At 32.5% G+C, this 19,543-nt stretch carries 18 protein-coding genes; 14 read left to right on the forward strand and 4 right to left on the reverse strand.

Translation table 11 applies throughout. From position 1 onward, the window contains the following. Positions 1-19 precede the first annotated feature (19 nt). The 5 genes from argS (at position 20) to QYS47_RS16080 (ending at position 5,725) form a co-directional block, all read left to right on the forward strand. A complete protein-coding gene (gene argS, locus QYS47_RS16060; RefSeq protein WP_322347122.1) occupies positions 20-1,810 on the forward strand; it encodes an arginine--tRNA ligase in 1,791 nt (596 codons plus the stop codon). 101 nt (positions 1,811-1,911) lie between these two features. After that, a complete protein-coding gene (locus tag QYS47_RS16065; protein ID WP_302104042.1) occupies positions 1,912-2,358 on the forward strand; it encodes a glutathione peroxidase in 447 nt (148 codons plus the stop codon). A gap of 1 nt (position 2,359) precedes the next feature. Then, positions 2,360-3,256, forward strand: a complete 897-nt coding sequence (locus tag QYS47_RS16070; RefSeq protein WP_322347123.1) for a 1,4-dihydroxy-2-naphthoate polyprenyltransferase — start codon at positions 2,360-2,362, stop codon at positions 3,254-3,256. Between the two features lie 82 nt (positions 3,257-3,338). Further along, positions 3,339-4,184 carry a universal stress protein gene (locus QYS47_RS16075; protein ID WP_302122862.1) on the forward strand — a complete coding sequence of 282 codons (846 nt, stop codon included), beginning with the start codon at positions 3,339-3,341 and terminating at the stop codon, positions 4,182-4,184. A 116-nt stretch (positions 4,185-4,300) separates the two neighbouring features. Then, positions 4,301-5,725 carry a hypothetical protein gene (locus QYS47_RS16080; protein ID WP_322347124.1) on the forward strand — a complete coding sequence of 475 codons (1,425 nt, stop codon included), beginning with the start codon at positions 4,301-4,303 and terminating at the stop codon, positions 5,723-5,725. A gap of 37 nt (positions 5,726-5,762) precedes the next feature. On the opposite strand, the gene QYS47_RS16085 is transcribed toward QYS47_RS16080, so the two are convergent. The 3 genes from QYS47_RS16085 to QYS47_RS16095 all read right to left on the reverse strand — a co-directional run bounded on the left by QYS47_RS16085 (position 5,763) and on the right by QYS47_RS16095 (position 7,586). After that, positions 5,763-6,572, reverse strand: a complete 810-nt coding sequence (locus tag QYS47_RS16085; RefSeq protein WP_308355731.1) for a hypothetical protein — start codon at positions 6,570-6,572, stop codon at positions 5,763-5,765. A gap of 107 nt (positions 6,573-6,679) precedes the next feature. Beyond that, positions 6,680-7,288 carry a recombination mediator RecR gene (gene recR / locus QYS47_RS16090; protein ID WP_308355730.1) on the reverse strand — a complete coding sequence of 203 codons (609 nt, stop codon included), beginning with the start codon at positions 7,286-7,288 and terminating at the stop codon, positions 6,680-6,682. A 1-nt stretch (position 7,289) separates the two neighbouring features. Next, entirely contained in the window at positions 7,290-7,586 is a 297-nt protein-coding gene (locus QYS47_RS16095; RefSeq protein WP_302122854.1) for an ATP-dependent Clp protease adaptor ClpS, read from the reverse strand. Positions 7,587-7,784: 198 nt separating this feature from the next. On the opposite strand from QYS47_RS16095, the gene QYS47_RS16100 reads away from it, so the two are divergent. Next, entirely contained in the window at positions 7,785-9,245 is a 1,461-nt protein-coding gene (locus QYS47_RS16100) for a sodium:solute symporter (RefSeq protein WP_322347125.1), read from the forward strand. On the opposite strand, the gene QYS47_RS16105 is transcribed toward QYS47_RS16100, so the two are convergent. Further along, on the reverse strand, positions 9,225-9,560 hold the full coding sequence (locus QYS47_RS16105; protein WP_302102132.1) for an MGMT family protein: 336 nt from the start codon (positions 9,558-9,560) through the stop codon (positions 9,225-9,227). The genes QYS47_RS16100 and QYS47_RS16105 overlap by 21 nt on opposite strands. 45 nt (positions 9,561-9,605) lie before the next feature. Between QYS47_RS16105 and QYS47_RS16110 the strand changes: the two genes are divergently transcribed. The 8 genes from QYS47_RS16110 to QYS47_RS16145 all read left to right on the forward strand — a co-directional run bounded on the left by QYS47_RS16110 (position 9,606) and on the right by QYS47_RS16145 (position 19,476). Further along, positions 9,606-11,855, forward strand: coding sequence for a WG repeat-containing protein (locus QYS47_RS16110; RefSeq protein WP_322347126.1), 2,250 nt, complete (start codon positions 9,606-9,608; stop codon positions 11,853-11,855). A 191-nt stretch (positions 11,856-12,046) separates the two neighbouring features. After that, positions 12,047-13,741, forward strand: coding sequence for a sensor histidine kinase (locus QYS47_RS16115; RefSeq protein WP_308355727.1), 1,695 nt, complete (start codon positions 12,047-12,049; stop codon positions 13,739-13,741). Between the two features lie 96 nt (positions 13,742-13,837). Further along, the gene (locus QYS47_RS16120) at positions 13,838-15,064 is read left to right on the forward strand and encodes a TlpA disulfide reductase family protein (protein WP_322347127.1); all 1,227 of its coding nucleotides are present in this window, start codon (positions 13,838-13,840) and stop codon (positions 15,062-15,064) included. Then, positions 15,065-15,700 (forward strand): hypothetical protein, encoded by a 636-nt coding sequence (locus tag QYS47_RS16125; protein WP_322347128.1) that lies wholly within the window; start codon positions 15,065-15,067, stop codon positions 15,698-15,700. Continuing rightward, complete coding sequence (locus QYS47_RS16130; protein WP_302122836.1) at positions 15,681-16,373, forward strand: DUF2490 domain-containing protein; 693 nt, start codon at positions 15,681-15,683, stop codon at positions 16,371-16,373. The genes QYS47_RS16125 and QYS47_RS16130 overlap by 20 nt, the downstream gene beginning before the upstream one ends. A gap of 510 nt (positions 16,374-16,883) precedes the next feature. Then, positions 16,884-18,236, forward strand: a complete 1,353-nt coding sequence (locus QYS47_RS16135; protein ID WP_308355723.1) for a M28 family peptidase — start codon at positions 16,884-16,886, stop codon at positions 18,234-18,236. A 163-nt stretch (positions 18,237-18,399) separates the two neighbouring features. Next, positions 18,400-19,137 (forward strand): head GIN domain-containing protein, encoded by a 738-nt coding sequence (locus QYS47_RS16140; protein ID WP_302102144.1) that lies wholly within the window; start codon positions 18,400-18,402, stop codon positions 19,135-19,137. 126 nt (positions 19,138-19,263) lie between these two features. Continuing rightward, the gene (locus QYS47_RS16145) at positions 19,264-19,476 is read left to right on the forward strand and encodes a hypothetical protein (protein ID WP_302122823.1); all 213 of its coding nucleotides are present in this window, start codon (positions 19,264-19,266) and stop codon (positions 19,474-19,476) included. Positions 19,477-19,543: the final 67 nt, after the last annotated feature.

Here is a 19,543-nt window from a genome sequence, read left to right on the forward strand (position 1 = left end):
TAGCACAAACAGTAACAATATGTTGAATTTATCAGAAGAACTTAAATCCCTATCTATAAAAGCATTCAAATCTCTTTTCGATCACGATTTGGATGAGAAATCAGTACAAATACAACCTACTCGAAAGGAATTTGATGGAAGCCACACTTTAGTTTGCTTTCCATTAGCTAGATTTTCAAAACTAAAACCTGAGCAAACTGCTGAAAAAATAGGCGAATATTTAAAGTCAAATTCTGAATTAGTTAGTGATTTCAATGTTGTTAAAGGTTTTTTAAATATTGTTGTTGCGGACAAAGTATGGCTACAGATAGCTGATCATATTCTGAAAACGGAAAATTATGGCTTTACCGCTCCTACTGGAAGAGAAGTGATGGTTGAATATTCATCGCCAAACACGAACAAACCCTTGCATTTAGGTCATTTAAGAAATAATTTCCTAGGGTATTCTGTCTCTCAAATCCTTAAGGCAAATGGTAATAAAGTCCATAAAGTACAAATCATAAACGACCGAGGCATCCACATCTGCAAGTCAATGGTTGCCTGGCAAAAATTTGGTGAAGGGGAAACACCAGAGTCGAGCGGGATGAAAGGTGATAAGTTGGTAGGTAAATATTATGTCATATTTGATCAAAAATATAAAGAGCAGATCAAAGAACTAGTTGAAGCTGGCAAATCAAAAGAAGAAGCTGAAAAAGAAGCCCCAATCATGAAAGAGGCGCAAGAAATGCTTTTGAAATGGGAGCAAAAAGAGCCCGAAACTTATGCACTATGGGAAAAGATGAACTCATGGGTTTATAAAGGATTTGAAAATACTTATAAAACCATGGGAGTTGATTTTGATAAACTATACTATGAATCAGAGACATTTTCTTTAGGTAAGGATGAAGTATTAAGAGCAGTTGAGGAAGGCATTGCTTATAAAAAAGAAGATGGTTCAGTTTGGATTGATCTTACTGAGGATGAACTAGATGAAAAACTGCTATTAAGAAAAGACGGGACTTCTGTTTATATGACTCAAGATATTGGAACTGCAATTCTTAGATACAGAGAATTCCCTAAAATTGAGCAGCAAATCTATACAGTAGGAAACGAGCAGGAATATCACTTCAAAGTACTCTTCATTATTCTAGATAAATTAGGATACGAGTGGGCGAAAAGCTGTTACCATTTATCATACGGTATGGTTGATTTACCAACCGGTAAAATGAAGTCAAGAGAAGGAACAGTGGTAGATGCTGATGATTTGATGGAAGATATGTTTGCTACTGCCAAAAGCAGAACTGATGAATTAGGTAAAATTGATGGCTTCAATAAAGAAGAAGCTGAAGATTTATACAGACAATTAGGTTTGGGGGCATTGAAGTATTACTTATTGAAAGTAGACCCTGTAAAAAGAATGATGTTCAATCCTGAAGAATCAATTGATTTTCAGGGAAATACCGGGCCTTTTATTCAATACGTTCACGCAAGAATCTGTGCCATCTTAAGAAAAGCCAATCAGCTAGAAGTAACGCCTGAGGTTAGCGAAAAAAGGGATTCATTAGAACCTACTGAAAGAAATGTATTACAACTTATAGTTGATTTTCCTGCAAAAGTTGATGAGGCCGCTAAAGAATATGCACCATCAATTATTGCAAACTATGTATATGAAGTAGCTAAAGCTTATAATAAATTCTATTCTGAAGTTTCAATTTTTAATGAATCAGATCAGGACGCTTTAGCTTTTAGAATTGCTTTCTCTAAAATTGTGGCTGAAACCATAGAAAAAGCAATGAATTTATTAGGAATAGAGGTTCCTCAAAAAATGTAGATTATTGATAAAAAGTTAATTTTAATGACATGAACAAAGCTTTCTATTTTCTGTTTCTTTTTGTGAGTCTGATTAGTTTAACATCATTAAAACAAAACAATATGTCGATATACGATTTTCAAATAGAATCTTTAGAAGGTGAAAAAATAGATTTCTCAAAATATAAAGGTAAGAAGTTACTAATAGTAAATACAGCCAGTGAATGCGGGTATACTCCACAATATGCTGATTTACAAGAATTGCATGAAAACTTTGGAGATCAAATTGAAATTCTAGGCTTTCCGGCTAATAACTTCGGTGGTCAGGAACCAGGCTCAAATCAGGAAATAGCTCAATTTTGTGAAAAAAATTATGGAGTAAGCTTTCAAATGTTTGCAAAAATAAATGCAATTGGCCCTAAACAGCATCCACTATATAAACTTTTAAAAGAGAAAACTGGGAAAGAACCAAACTGGAATTTCTGTAAATATTTAGTTTCGGAAGATGGAGAAGAAATCAGTTTTTACCCGTCTTCAGTTAATCCTGGTGAGATAGCTGAAAAATTATAAAATGATTAAAAATTGGATAGAAGCATTTAGGTTAAGAACTCTTCCCTTAGCCTTGTCTTGTATTGGAATGGGTAGTTTTTTAGCTGCTTACTTTGGTGAATTCAACCTAGCCGTGTGTATACTAAGTTTAACTACCACCCTATTTTTACAAATCCTTTCAAATTTGGCTAATGATTATGGTGATAGTATTCATGGAGCCGATAGTGAGCATAGAGAAGGGCCTCAAAGAAGTGTGCAAAGAGGGAGTATTTCATCAAAAGCAATGTTTAATTCTATCATTGTTTTTGTCATTCTATCTTTTACCAGTGGTATACTACTTTTACATTACGCTGTCGGCATCGGTAGCACTACTTTTTATGTATTCTTAGGTTTTGGATTAGCCGCTATAGCTGCTGCTATTGCCTACACTAATGGAAAAAGACCTTATGGTTACAGCGGTTTAGGTGATATATCAGTATTAATATTTTTTGGGCTTTTAGGGGTTTGCGGAACTTATTTTTTACATGCTGAAAGTTTCGAACCTTTTATTCTTTTGCCAGCTATAAGTTGCGGATTCTTTGCAACTGGTGTTCTGAATGTAAATAACATTAGAGATATAAAATCAGATAAACTAGCAGGAAAAAACAGTATACCAGTAAGAATCGGTAAGCAAAAGGCACTTCGATACCATATTGCACTTATTTCTTTAGGATGTTTAAGTACTATTATATTTCTAGTTTTTCAGGACAAAATAAGAAGTATTTTTTTACTATCTCCTGCATTTTTCTTTTTTGGGAAACATCTTCAAGAAATGATGCAAGCTGACAGTTCATCAAAATTTGACCCGCAATTAAAGCAATTGTCACTCAGCACCTTGTTATTCGTAGTTTTATTTGGATTATCGATATTAGGCTTATAATTCACATTTTATAGTGCTTTTCTCATCATTTTATAATAAGATTCGTATATTCAAATGAACAATAATTGAAAACTATATCACTATGAAAAAAATACTGGTACCAACCGACTTTTCAGATCAGGCTAAATATGCATTGAAGCTAGCTACTGAGATCGCAAAAAAGACAGATGCTGAACTTATTTTACTTCATGTAGTGGAAATACCAGGTCAACAATCATTCAATACAACTGGAGAAGCTAATCATGCTGATGGTATGGAAGGGGTGTATATTATGAAAATGATTGAATTGGGCAAAAAGAAACTTCATGCGCTAAAGGATGATGAAATTCTTGAAGGGTTAAATGTTCATGCTAAATTAGAAGCAGGTAATACATTCTATAATATTTCTTCAATCGTAAATGAACACAATCCAGACATAATTATTATGGGTACTAGTGGTAGCAGCGGTGTTGATGAAATACTTATTGGTTCCAATGCTGAGAAAGTAGTAAGAAATGCGAAATGCCCAGTACTTACATTAAAAGAAGAAATCAGCTTAGCTAGTATTGATAATATTGTATTTGCAAGCTCTTTGAAAAACGATGATAAAGAATTAGCGAATAAGCTCAAAGAAATTGCAAAGCTATCCTATGCTAAAATCCATTTATTAAAAGTAAATACTCCTAATAACTTTGAATCTAGTACTAATACTAACAAAAGAATGGATGAGTATATGAAGAATAATGGTTTAGAGGCAGAAAAACATATTCATAATGGAATAAATGAAGAAGAAGGTATTCTTGAGTTTGCAAAAGAAAATAATATCGATTTAATAGCAATGGGAACACATGGTAGAAAAGGTTTAATGCATTTATTAAGCGGCAGTATAGCTGAAGATGTGGTGAACCATTCAAAAAGACCTGTTCTTACTTTAAAACTAGGAGATTAATATTACGGTTGATTTCAATAAAATTAAGCCTCTTGATTACTCAAGAGGTTTTTTTATAACTAATTTTAAAAATTACTAATTCAACCTACTATCATTTATTCATTTTTAGAAAGATTATGAGGTTTACTCTACTCATTAGTTTTTATCTATTTTTTAGTATATCTACTTTTAGTCAGATAAATGAAAGATATGCAAATGAGCTTCATCAGAAAACAACTAATTACATTTCAAAGTCATTAAACTACTTAAAAAGTCGTCAACTAAAAGAAAACGATTCAATCTTTAAGTTTAAAGGTGAATGGGAAACACAAATGAGTATGAACTTTTGGTTTCCGATGTTAGGAAATGAAACTAGTGCTTATGACTCAAATTGCTTCTCAACGGCTACTATTCACAATATTTTAGCTGAAATTTATTTGAATTATCCAGAATATGAGCAAATTCCCTTAATGCTAGATTTAGCTTTCCAGAGGATTTTAGCTTATAAAACAGGATATACTTTCAACTTCTGGAACGAACTACCTGATTTAAAAAGCTATAGAAAGAATAAAGAAATTGAGTATGTAAGGAGACCAAACAATTTTTCATTACCCGTTAGGTACATTCAAAAAGCAGCAAATGTAGCAGATGATGCAGATGATACAGCTGCCGGACTAATGGCTATTTATTATCAGAATAAAATAAATGATCAAAATATACCAGACAGCTTAAATGATATACATAAAATATTTGACCAATATATTGATTACAATAGGAATAACCGAAACTGGTATAACGTATGGCAAGGACAAGGAATAAACACTAAAGCCTATTTGACTTGGTTTGGAGAAGAACATTCTGAAACACGACCTTGGAATATACTTCGTGAATTTTTACATCAGATTTCTTTGTTAACCCCACTAAGTAAAATGTATCCTCATGCTGGAGAACCTTATATTCCATACGGAAGTAATGATATTGATATTGTGGTAAATATGAATATTTTAAGAATGTTTAGCCTATATGATAATAATGAAAGTTTAGTGAAACACTATTCCGCTGCATTTGTGGAAGATCAAATTTTGAAAGAAAAATTTGATTATAAAGCAGTGTATTATCCAAACCAATTTCATATTCCGTATTATGTTACTAAAGCTTATCATTCAGGAGTTAAAGAACTTGAGAAAAGCAGTAAAATTGTTGAGAAGTTTATTCTACAAGAATTTGAAGAAAACGGTCATTGGGTATCTAGAAGTGGTATTAACAAAGGAGACAGTTTGCAATCTACCATTTATGCAGTAAGTGCTCTTTTAAATTCTGGTGGTTTAAATTCTGCAAAATCTGAAAAGGCTATTGTAGCCGGATTAGATTCTATACTTTCAAAATCAATTGAAACTGACAATGAGATGCATTGGACAGGTGGAGTGTTTTTTTCTGGTGGAACTGTGGTGCGGGATGTTCTTCATTGGAAATCTGATGCAGTAACTACAGCATTAGTGCTTGAATTATTGGTTAATTTGAGAAGCCATCTTGAAAATAAATACCCAGAATTAAAGGATTAAAAAGAGCCACCTAATTCAAATCAGGTGGCTCTTTTGATTATTTATTTGGTCTGTTTCTTACCATTGCTACTGAGCTTGATCCTCTACTACTATTTGAGGAGCTGGAGCTTCTTGAAGAATACCTGGCATTATTCGATCCAGCGTTATTACTTCTTGGCTTCACTGATGAACCTTTCCCATTTCTATTTGAAATGTTCGAATTTCTACTTCTAGAGTTCATAACTACCTCATTTCTACTATGTGATGATCTGTTATTACCTCTATTATACTCTCTAGAGTTTCCCCTATTGTCATTTTTATACTTATTATGACCATGACCTCCTCTATTATTTGGATGACTTCTATAAACCTGTCTATTACCAGCACTACTTCTAGCAGCGTAGGAATTATAATTTCTATTACTTCTATACGCTATGTGGTTATGACCTAGGTGGTTTACGTGTCCATGCCCATGACCTCTATGATTACAAGCTACTCTGTAGTTTCTATAAAAATTACCGTGGAAACCACAATGACCTGTACAGATATGTTGAACTAAAGGATAATTTATAAAGTGGTTGATATCCAAAATCACAGCGTTTCTATTGAAAAACACTTCCACAAATCGGCCCCTTCTTTCTAACAATACATTGAAGAATAGATTTCTTCCTCTTCTTTCTCTATTGATATGAACGATCTGATGATAAGGATAATAGTAATCTATTTCATATAGTATTGCATTCGGAACTGCCCAATTATGTGCTGTACCAAAAGAAGCAACTATTTGAAAATTTTGAGACTTGGTAGAATTAGAGTAAAAGAAAATTCCTAATCCTAACATTAACGAAAGTAGTATGTGCTTCTTCATAACTTTAAATGTTTAGTGTTATGAAGAATTAACCAATGATTGTGCCAAAATCACAATACTTGAATTAATGCGCTGTATATCAGAAACTTGTAAACATAGTAAAATAGCTATTCGTAAGCAGTTCTACTCACTATACTTCTTCCCAAAGTTATTTCATCAGCGTATTCTAATTCACCGCCAATTGGAATTCCCCTAGCTATAGTGCTAGTCTTTATTCCTAAAGGTTTAACTTTTTTACTGATGTAAAAAGCAGTGGTATCTCCTTCCATTGTAGGTGATAAACCAAAAATAATTTCTTTTACTTCGGTATCTTTATCAGAAACTCTTTCCATCAAACTATCAATGGTCAAATCTTCAGGGCCTACACCCTCAATAGGTGAAATGATACCACCTAAAACATGATACAAACCATTGTATTGAGAAGTGTTTTCAATAGCCAAAACATCTCGAGTATCTTCTACTAAACAAATTATGGAAGTATCTCTTTTATGACTTTTACAAATGTTGCAAATTTCATCATCAGAGATATTGTGGCATTTTTCACAATATTTGATATTTTGACGCATGTCAATTAATGACTGTGCAATATCAGTAGTTAAGCTTTCTTCTTGTTTTAATAGGTGTAATACTAGTCTTAAAGCCGTTTTTTTTCCTATACCTGGAAGTTTTGAAAATTCATTAACCGCAGATTCAATCAGTTTTGAAGAAAACTCCATATTATTCTATCTCAGCATTGATTCCAGCATCCACAACTCCTTGTCTGTAAGGAATAAGGTCAACATATGATCCTTTTTTAACAGCACATTTGCCTTTATAGTGAACTAATAATGTACACTGTTCAGCTTGCTCAGGTGTGTGCTTGCAAACTTTGACAAGAGTATTAATGACATGCTCAAAAGTATTCACATCATCATTGTATACTACTAAATCATTAATGTCCTCATCTGAGGTAGTTTCTACTACCTCTTCTCTTTTATCTTCTTGAAATTGAAAATATCTTTTTAATTCACTCATCACGTCACAATAACTTTATAGAACAAATAATGTTACATCTTCAGAATTATCACTCACAAATTTACGAAAATTTAACCAACTTCGGATTTATTATTCATAACTCGGTTTATAATAATTAATGAAAAGTTACATTAAAACGAGCATTCATTACTAATTTAGGCCTTAATTTATTAAAAAATTAACATTTAACTCCTTTGCATGAATCCAATATTGGTAATTTCTGTAATCGCAATATACTTCTTAGTATTGATGGGAATATCCTATTTCACATCTAAGAATAATGATAATTTAACTTTTTTCACAGCTAATCGTCAATCCCCTTGGTATCTAGTGGCTTTTGGTATGATTGGAGCTTCTTTATCTGGTGTTACCTTTATAAGCGTACCTGGTGAAGTTGGCAATACTGCCTTTGCCTATTTTCAAGTTGTATTGGGATATTTGGTGGGTTATTTTGTAATTGCTACTGTTTTATTACCACTCTACTACAAGCTAAATCTGATTAGCATTTATACTTATCTGGAGCAAAGATTTGGCTTCTATTCTTATAAAAGCGGGGCCTTTTTCTTCCTATTATCAAGGATTGTAGGTTCTTCATTCCGATTATTTTTAGTTGCTGGAGTGTTACAATTAGCAATTTTCGATGCTTACGATTGGCCTTTTTCTATTACAGTAGCTGTAACCATTGCTTTAATCTGGCTATATACATTCAGAGGTGGAATCAAGACCATTGTTTGGACTGACACTTTACAAACTCTATTTATGATTTCAGCTGTTGCGATAAGTATTTATTTAATAAAAGATGCTTTAGATGTATCGTGGCTACAATTAAGTGATAAGATTTCCAATTCAGGCTATTCAAAGATTTTTATTTGGGATTGGCAAAGTGGTCAAAACTTCTTCAAGCAATTTATTAGCGGGGCTTTTATTGCCATTGTAATGACAGGATTAGATCAGGATATGATGCAAAAAAACTTAACCTGTAGAAGCTTGAAAGATGCTCAAAAAAATATGTTCTGGTTTTGTGTAGTGTTGGTGATTGTAAATTTTATGTTCCTGTCAATGGGTGCTCTTTTGTATGTATATGCTGCTGAAATGAATATTTCAATACCAGCAAGAACGGATGACTTATATCCTTTATTAGCTTTGGAACATTTTCCATTAGTTGCAGGAATAGTTTTTTTATTAGGAATAACTGCTGCAGCCTATTCTAGTGCTGATTCTGCCTTAACGGCTTTAACTACTTCCTTTTGTGTTGACTTTCTAGGTTTGGGTAATAATGACAAACCAATTTCAAAGAAAATTAGAATTCGAGTTCACCTAGTTTTCTCAGTCATATTATTTTTAGTAATTCTTGGCTTTAAAGCAATTAACGATCAAAGTGTAATCACTGCAGTATTTGTGGCCGCTGGATATACTTACGGTCCTATTTTAGGATTATTTACATTTGGATTAATCACGAAATATAGTCTAAAAGATAAATGGGTTCCATTAGTTGCGGTCTTGTCTCCCATAATATCCTACATAATCAATTTAAACTCTGAAGCTTGGCTTTACGGCTACAAATTTGGTTTTGAAATTCTAGTAGTGAATGGTTTATTAACTTTCCTTGGGTTATTCTTAATACGAAAAAAAGATTCGCTACAGGCTCAATTCAATTGATGGATCCCAGAAAATTTTATTGAAATTTTTGATTTGGTCTTTTTCAACTTTAATACCTTCTGCTTCCAGAGCATTTTGCATAGCATTTGGAGTTTCGAAATGCATTTTGCCTGTTAATAATCCATTACGATTTACAACTCTGTGAGCAGGGATATCATCCATTGTATGGGAAGCATTCATAGCATAACCCACTACTCTGGAACTTTTTGCTGCTCCTAAATATTTAGCTATTGCACCATATGATGTAACTCTGCCATGAGGGATTAATCGAACTACTTGATATACCTGATCGAAAAAATCTTTCTTTTCATTCATATTATGTGTTTCGTATTTATAGATTTATAATTTTGGAGTTTATTTATGACGAAATTACTCTATATTTTCTTAATCCCCTGGACTTTGTTTGCATACGCTAGCCAAGGGCAAGCTTATGCTGAATTCCCTTATGATAGCACTTTAGATATTTTTTCTCAAAGTGGAAAAAAAGGAATTAAAAATAAAAAGGGTAGCATTATACTTAAACCAGAATATCAGGATTTCGGCTGGTCGAATGGTTATAAAAAAGCAATAGGAAATTCTTTAGGATACCAGCAAAATGATTTATGGGGTTTGATGGATAATGAACTCAACATTATCACCAAACCACAATTTAAAAGCTTAACACCTTTTACGAATGACCTTTTTATAACAGCAGAAAAAAGTAAATATTCAAAAGTTATTTTTTATGGCTTGATTAAGCCAAATGGTCGATCAAAAATTAAATCAATTTATAGAAATCTTTATCCTGCGGCTAATTATTTAATCGCAGCTAATAAGGATAAGCAAACTATTTATTTTGGTGTTTTAGATGCAGATGGTAAAACCGTAATTCCTTTTGAATATTTCCATATTGAATATTTAAATAAAAATAATTTTATAGTTACTAAAAATAACGGATCAAAAGAACTCATTAAGTTGAATCCGAAACCAGAGCTTCTACTTTCAAATATTGATAGTGTTTCAACATTTAAAGATGGGGTTGCCGTTGTATTCAAAAACGGAAAACAAGGTTTAATTAGGCAAGATGGGAAATTATTACTACCCATTGAATATAAAAAGATAGAATGGAATGAGGGAAAACAGATATATGTAACCCCCTTAGATGAATGGACTGCTTACAAAAGCAATGGTATAAAACTGTCCAAATTCTATGCTGATTCCGTATTCTATCTCAATGATAGCCTGTTAGTGAAAAATACTTCTTCATTTGCTCAAATATCAAATATTGTCAGAAATGAGGACCGCCAAGTATTTCATGCTAAAATAAAGGGGGTATTCGGAGAGAAATTTATACTTGAGAAATCTAATCAAATATTTTTAGCCAAAGATAGTAGTGAAATTCACCTCAAGAAATTTAGTACTAAAACAAGCTGGACGGATGATTTATTTATCGCTCAAAGAAAAACCTATGAAGGTTATGAAAATGTCATCTATAACAAGTCAGGAAAATCAATTATTGCAGATTCTGCATATGCATTGGGACAATATTTAGCACTAAAAAAAGGAAACCACTGGGGGCTTTTTAATCATAATTTACAAGAAGTTATTGCCCCATTGTACAATCATATTAGTCAGAATGGGAATCACTTTATAGTTAATTTTAAAAATCAATACGGTGTTATTGACAAAGAAAACAACTGGATAATACCTCCTTTATATAAATCAATTTATCCAATTGATGAATCGCATTATAAGTTAGTAGATAATTACTTAATGGAATTTATATCAGACGGTAGTCAAAAAAATGAAGCCGATCTTTATTTTGATTTTTATGATGAATATGGCATTGAAATTAATACACAAAATCAGTCACGGTTAATCTCAATTAATGGGGATCCTTTTACGAATTATAAAAACGGAGTTTATAATGGACACGGAAATTTAGGATTGCTATTGAAAAACAATAGCCAACACTTATTACTGAATAAATCTGGAGATGAATTATTTAGGATAAACGACTACGACACCATTATTTTCACAAATGATGAATACCTGATTATTCAAAAAAATAATCAATGGGGCTTTATAAATGAAGAAGGGATATTAAGAATTGCTAATCGATATGACTCTGTCAGACCATTTTTTAATAATCGATCAGCCATAAAAATTCGAAATTCATGGGGTTTTATTAATAAACAAGAAGAAATCGTAATTCAACCCTATTTTCAAAAAGTATCCGACTTTGAAAATGAAACTGCTTATGTTCTTTTTAATGGAAAATATGGAGTGATTGACCTGGAAGGAAATTATATCATTGAAGCTGAGTATGACGAAATCAAAAAAGAAAAAGGGTTTTACCTTTTAAGAAAAGCTGCAAAATGGGGACTAGCTAATAAGAATGGTAAAATGCTGAGTTACCCAAGCTATGATGATATAACCGTAGAGGAAAATCATTTAAGAGTTAAAAAATATAATACAATTAGAATTTTAAACTTGGCTGGAAATAATCTGATTGATGAGCAGTACGAATCCATTTATTACGATCAGGATCAGAATATCTTTTTGGCTAAGAAGAAATCAAAAAGAGAACAAGTTTATCTTACTGATATCCTTAATGGAAAATACCCTTGAGTCATTCAATCTAATATTTTGGAATAATTTTCACTGAAACTTACACATACTTTATCATTATATGATTTTCTAAAACAAGCAATTATAAAAATATTGATAATTGTTTTTTTCGATAAAATGTGATTTTTAGCGTATATTTACTTTGTTTTTAAAGATGAAAAAAAATAATTTCATTTTTATAATCGGTTTATATGGCCTACAAATTAGAAAATACCGCAGAAATAGCATCTGAGCTTTCAAGTGACTTGTTGTTTAGAATTATGAAGGAAAGTTCATTGGTTGAGACAGATGGCATTCCCTTGAAATCATTAAACAATTTGCTTCAATTTATTTCTGAGGAGTTTTGTGCCAATGAACATTGGGTAGTTGAAGAAAGTAAAAAGGATAATTGCTTAAAATGGGATTTACAAAACCCATTAGTAAAGGAAATTATCCCTTTTAATAAAGAATTGAAAGAAAGAAAAAAGAGCCCTTTCTTCACACTTGAAATTTCAAAACCCTTCCTTTTTTATAAGCATCACCTCATTTTTCCTATTAACTTAAAAAATAAGGAAATCTATATTGGCTTTTCTGCAAGAAAAGAGTTTGAGCTTTCTTCTGAAGATAATAAATCATTTTTTGTTATTTCTGAAAGATTAAAAGAGTTAATCCTTTTGGTAAATAACGAAAGAAGTGAAAAATCTAGAAGCCAGAAATTGGAGACTATTCTTGATCGTTTACCTCAAGCCATTGTTTTCACAGAAAATAATAATGGAGACACTTGGCTTAATAAAGAAGCCTTAGAAGTATTTAATTTAGAAAAGAATCAAAAAAATATCTCGTCTGATTTATTTTCTAAAAAGCTGGCCGATTTAAAGGTTAAAGTAACCAATAGGGAAGAGGTTGAGCTTGTAGGAAATAATATGATCAGTTTAAATGCACTTCCTTCTAGCTTTGGTGAAGATTGGATCTGGAAATTCGAAAACTCAGTTTTAAAAGTTATCAGAAAAAATGCCTATATCGCTGGTAAAGAAGGCGAATTATGGGTATTCGATAATGTAAGTGAATTATACTTTGCCAATGAAAGATTAAACTCATTGTTCAGAAAACTAAATGTAGCTTACAATGAGATTAATGCCAACTTAACTGAATTCCAATCTAAGTCAAGTTCTAAAAGCATAACAGATCTTGAAGCTGAAGAATCAAGAATTATTCAGCAATATGACAATAATGATATATTAGGAAAGGTGACACATGATTTAAGAACGCCTTTTGCAAAAGTTTATACTATAGTTCAATTACTGCTTACTGATAATCAAGAAAATTTAAGCGAACAACAAGTTGAAAGAATTAATTTGATCAAGCAAGTAGTAGCTGATGGACTACAAATTGTGAAAGGATTCTTAGATACAGGCAATATGGTATTGGATGAGAAAAAATTCAACCCAGAAATTATTGACCTGCAAGCATTTGTTGATGACAGCTTAATGCCTTACGAGCTTCTTTCTGCTAAGAAAAACATCATCTTTATAACTCAATTATTAGATCAAAACCTGGAAATAAAAGTAGACAGAACTTATTTAAAGCGAATAATTGATAACCTGATATCAAATGCCATTAAGTTCTCTCCTAACGAAACTCAAATAAACTACACTATCTTTAGAGAAGGTGATGAAATCATTTTCTCGGTTAAAGATCAAGGACCAGGACTATCTGATGATGATAAAAGCAGACTTTTCAAAAAATACCAACAACTCTCTGCCAAGCCAATCGGCACTGATGAATCTACCGGCTTAGGTCTATACATAGTAAAAACCATGGTGGATAAAATGGGGGGTAGAATTTGGGTAGAAAGTGAGAAAGGAAAAGGAGCAAATTTCAAAGTTGCTTTAAAATCAAATCTTTAATCCACAAATAAAAGTTTTAGTTTTTTCTTAGTCTCCTGAGCTAAAGTCAGTTATTTTAGCATCAGTTTTATTTCATTTTCTTCTAATAAATTCAATATGAAAAATATTTTCATTATTCTTTTTGTATTTGCATTCACTATTTCTTGTAGTCCTGAAAAGGAAAAAATAAACCTTTCTGGTAATTGGATTGGTGAAATTAGTATGCAAGGAAAAACAATGCCTTTTGAAATGGAGATTCAAGAAAAGGATAGTGCTAAAATTATCGCATACATCATAAATGGAGAGGAAAGAATTGTGTTGGATGAAATAGAAAAACAAAATGACTCTTTACATATCACACTTCATATTTTCGATATCACTCTTGACCTAAACATTGGAAATAATGTATTAAATGGAACTTATACAAAACATTATGAAGAAGATTATGTGCTTCCTATTAGTTTTCATAAAGGCAATGAAAGATTTAAATCTAATTCAGATAAACAGCCAAAAGATTTTTCAGGAAAATGGGAAGTTACTTTTATAGAACCTAAAGAACAAGATACAACAGAGGCGGTGGGAATATTTAAACAAGATGGTAAGCATATTAAAGGTACTTTTCTAACGCCTTTAGGGGATTATAGATATCTGGTTGGAATTGCTGAAGGTAATAAAATGAAGCTTAGTACATTTGACGGTAATCATGCATTTTTATTTGAAGCGGAAATGAATGAAGACAGTACCCTGAATGGTGATTTTTATTCAGGAAAAGATTGGTATGAAAGCTGGACTGGCTTTAGAAATAGTAATGCTAAACTACCCAGCCCAGATTCATTAACCTACCTAAAAAAAGGCTATGATAACATCTATTTTAGCTTCCCTAACCTAGAAGGAGAAAGAGTTAGTCTGACAGATGAAAAGTATCAAAACAAGGTAGTAATTGTTCAATTATTTGGTACCTGGTGTCCTAACTGTATGGATGAAACTAAGTTTTTAACGAAATGGTATGATAAAAATAAGGATAGAGGAGTTGAAATTATTGGCTTAGCTTATGAAGCAAAAGATGATTTTAACTATGCGAAAAGTAGAGTTGAAAGAATGATAAAAAAATATGATGTAAAGTATGATTTCCTAATTGCAGGCACTAACGATAAGGAAGAAGCCTCAAAAACACTCCCTATGCTCAATAGAGTTATATCATTCCCAACCATGATTATCTTAAATAAAGATGGTGACTTAGTTAGTATTCATACAGGGTTTAATGGACCGGGAACCGGGAAATATTACGATGAATTTGTTGAAAAATTCAATAGAAAGATGGATCGTTTATTAGAAAAAGACTAAATGAAGATTTATTTTAAATATATAACAATACTTAGCTTTTTATTTTCGCTGTCTTCCCTCGGATTTAGTCAAATTTCGATTGGTGAAAAATATGAAACAGAAGAAAAAATAAAAGAAGAAGACTTTCCAAAAGAAGGCCTTCAACTAATCAAGCAAATCATAAAAAATGGAGAGCGATTAAATTTTTATAAAGAAGGTGACTCTATTACCTACTTTTATGAAGTTAAAACTATTTACAAAGAAGAAAAGCTAAGCATTAAATTCACGAAAGAAGGAAGCCTTATTGATATTGAAATCTTAAAAGATTTCGATGAGCTCCCATTGGAAATACAGCATAGTATTAAATCGTATTTTCAATCAAACTATAAAAAGCATCATTTAAGAAGAATACAAATTCAATATAACAGAGAGGAAGAATACGAAAACGGTAGGCTTGAAATTGACGATGATAAGGAATTTCTTGAAGAGTTTTTAGAAATGGATGGAGATGATTTAACAATTAAATATGAATTAGAAGCAGAGGTCGTAAAAAAGGATAAGAAAAGAGGCTTTTTTGAATTCCTTTTTAATGATCTGGGAGAGATCGAGGAAATTAAAAGAATAATTAAAAGGCAAGATGACAACGTACTTTATTAGAAGTCTATTCCTAGTTTTTATTTTCTATTCCTTTCTTGGTCAAGCGCAAAACATTCCCTCTCTGCGCTGGGAACCTGGTTTTTCTTTCACCCAAAAAATAGATTCTCGCTGGAGTTACAATTTATCACTCTCGGGCAGGCAACGACTCACTGAATTTGGAGAAGGAGAAAAGAATTTTCGTACAGACCGCTGGGAAGTTAAGTCATTTGGTACCTATACCCTTTTAGGTGGAAAGAAATTGAGTTTAGGTTATATGTATAGAACCATTGATCCTTTCGAACAGGAAAGCGGTTGGGAACATCGAATAACGCAACAATTTGCTTTTATCACTAATTTTGGAGGCTATCGTTTAGGAAATAAATTTCGCATTGAACAACGCATTCGATCAACTAGCTATGAAACAAGGTTGCGCTACGCCATTAGTAATGACTTTCCTCTTCAAGGAGAAAGTCTCGATCCGAAGGAGTTTTATCTTATCGGAAAGAATGAATTAGTATATTCTTTCAACCGAAGGGAAGACGAATTAGAAAATAGATTTTCTGTAGGGATCGGACGTTTACTCAAAAGAGGGCAAAAATTCCAATTTGTGATACAGAGCAGATATAGTGACTTAAAAAGTGAAACGACCGATCACCTCATTCATTTTGAAACCACCTATTACTTCAATTTGTAAATTATCAGTGATCCTAGCATCTCTCCCAAAATTAAATCGACTTGTGGAAAACTTTCCTGATTGTCCTCTTGTTTGGAAAATCAAAGCTGTAATTTTGCAGTATCCTCAGGGTGTTAAACAAATTTTGGTGAACCTAACAAGTATGACAATACCGGGTGAAGCAAGCTTGTAAAGCCAGGCCTCATCCCGACTTTAGTCGGGACCTCGTATGCCGTTTAACGGCATTCAGGATAACAGTGGAAGGCTGATCAGGTACGCAGCCCAAATCCTGTAATAATCGGGGTTCACGCAATTTCTTTAATGCTCTGAGGTTTTTTAGTTAGAAGTTTGAAGTCAGAAGTTTGAAGTAGGCTTTCTGAATATACCCATCTTACAACTATATTTCACTTCCTATTTCTATCATTTATATTACAATTCTTCTCCACTCATCAAAGATGATTAACCATCCTTAACAATTTCCTTACTTTTTAATTTGGTTAATGATATATTCATAAAAAAATAAAAAATAAGATGAAGAAATATATACTCTCTTTAGTACTATTTGCTATATGCTTTTTTGCTTACAGTCAAGTACCTCAAGAAATCGATGCCAGGCATTATGACATTATAGAGGCTGTCTCAGCAGAAAGAATTGAAAGTGACATTAGAACACTCGCTGGTTTCGGTACTCGAAATACTTTTTCAGATACCGTATCCAATACACGAGGAATTGGTGCAGCTCGGAGATGGGTGAAAGCTGAATTTGATAAAATTTCAGAAGAATGTGGGGGATGCCTAGAGGTATTCTACCAAAAGGATTACGTTACCAAAGAAGGCAATAGCCGAGTTCCCAAAGACGCTTGGGTAGTGAATGTTGTAGCCATCCAAAAAGGTACTGATTATCCTAACAACCATGTATTAATGTCAGGTGATATTGATTCCAGAGCAAGTAATACTATGGACTATGAAACGGATGCTCCTGGCGCAAATGATAATGCTTCTGGAATGGCCGGAACTATAGAAGCAGCCCGAGTGCTCTCTAAATATAAATTTAAAAATAGCATTGTATACGTTGGTCTGTCAGGTGAAGAGCAAGGCTTATTTGGTGGATCTGGTTTAGCGGAATACGCCAAAGAAAATGAATGGAATATCATTGGTATCTTAAACAATGATATGATTGGTAATATTGAGGGTGTTGATGGAGTTATTGATAACAGGACCTTCAGAATATTCTCAGAGCCTGTACCTCAAACAGAAACGGAGAGACAAAGAACCTTAAGAAGGTATTACGGTGGAGAGGTTGATGGAATTTCAAGACAATTAGCTCGCTATGTTCACAAGCAAACTCAAACTTATATGCCAGAAATGAATCCAATGATGATCTACCGTTTGGATCGTTTTGGAAGAGGTGGTCACCACAGACCATTTAATGATTTAGGTTTTGCAGGCATAAGAATCATGGAAGCACATGAAAATTACAACAGACAGCATCAGGACATCAGAGTAGAAGATGGAATTGAATATGGGGATGTAGTAGAAGGCGTTAATTTTAAGTACGCTAAAAAGTTAACTGCAGTAAATGCCATTTCCTTAGCTGGTTTAGCATGGGCACCTCCTGCACCACAGAATGTTGGAATTGGTGGAGTTGTAGAACCCTCTGCAAAATTAGCCTGGGATGCAACAGATGACGACAATATTGTAGGCTATAAAATTTATTGGAGACTTACTACCTCCCCTACCTGGGATAACTTCAGATATGTTGGTAAAGTAAACGAGTATACTTTAGAGGGAATCGTAATTGACAATTTCTATTTTGGAGTTGCTGCTGTAGATAAAAATGGAAATGAATCAGTAGTGGTATTCCCTGAGCGAGTTATTAGATAATCATTAGTTATCACATGAAAACATTAAAGGCTTACCTAACAGTAAGCCTTTTTTATTGAATATAACCCATGTTTTATCTATGAAATAATTGAATTTACCAATATTACCTACATCTGTTAACGATATCCTGTTTTCATTCGTTAGTTGAGTATCACCAAAATTAATGATGATGAAAAAATTAGGTTTTAGTATTTTACTATTGTTAATGATGTTAAGTACAACATCATATTCACAGGTTAATAATTATAATATAAACCTGGTAGAATTTAATAGCATAAGTGTTAATTCGGCTTACACTGTGTATGTAAAACAATCCAACAAAGAAGAAATAAAAATTAAAGCAGAAAAAGAAATTTATGAAATATCAGAATTCATAGTAAAAGAGGGTGTTCTGCATATTAATATAAAGAAGGATGAATCCAAGGCTAGCAAAAGTATTTGGCAGAAAATTGATAACATAAAACTACTCCCCACATTAAAGGTATATGTTTCGATTAAAGACGTGAAATCCTTATCTGTAAATGGCAATGGTAAATTGATTACTGAAAATTCGATTGCGGCAGACGATTTAAAAGTATTAGTTGCAGGACCTGGATCAATGGATATTGATATTAAAAGCAAAAATTTAAGTGCGAAGCTTGCTGGTTCTGGAAATCTCGAAATTTCGGGCTATTCTAACAGCTTATCGGTTGAGAATAGTGGTTCTGGAAATATTAATGCTTATAATTTTGAAGTTAAAACTGCCAAATCATCACTCTATGGTTCAGGATCTATAGAAATTAATGTATCTGAAAGTTTGGATGCTAAAATTTATGGCAGCGGTCATACATTCGTGAAAGGAGCAACAAAAGAAATTAAATCTCAGGAATATGGAGAAGGTGAGGTAGAAAGAAAAAACTAATTCAAGATGTAATCAATAATTTAATAGTTCCGCTTTTAGAGTTATTATTTGTAACATAAAATGTATAAACAGGGTATAATATAAATATAACATCAACCTATTTTTTAAATTAAACTGTTAATCAATATGTCAACTATAAAAGAAAAAACATTAAGAGAGCTTCAAACAAAAGTTCACGATCTTGAAGATTTTATTGCTAAAAACGGTATAGGTTCAAGCTATTTATCGCGAGCTGAAAAAATTCAAAGAAACTTGAATATTGGATTGTTTGTAGGCAGTGTTGCTCTAGTTGGTGGAATTATTGCCTACCAAATTCTCAAATCGGAAGATGAAGAATAAGTAAATAAAGTGTAAAATCTTATAAACCTAGTATTATTTATTAATGCTAGGTTTTTTTATTCCACAA

Source organism: Marivirga arenosa (assembly GCF_030503875.2).
GTDB lineage: Bacteria > Bacteroidota > Bacteroidia > Cytophagales > Cyclobacteriaceae > Marivirga > Marivirga arenosa.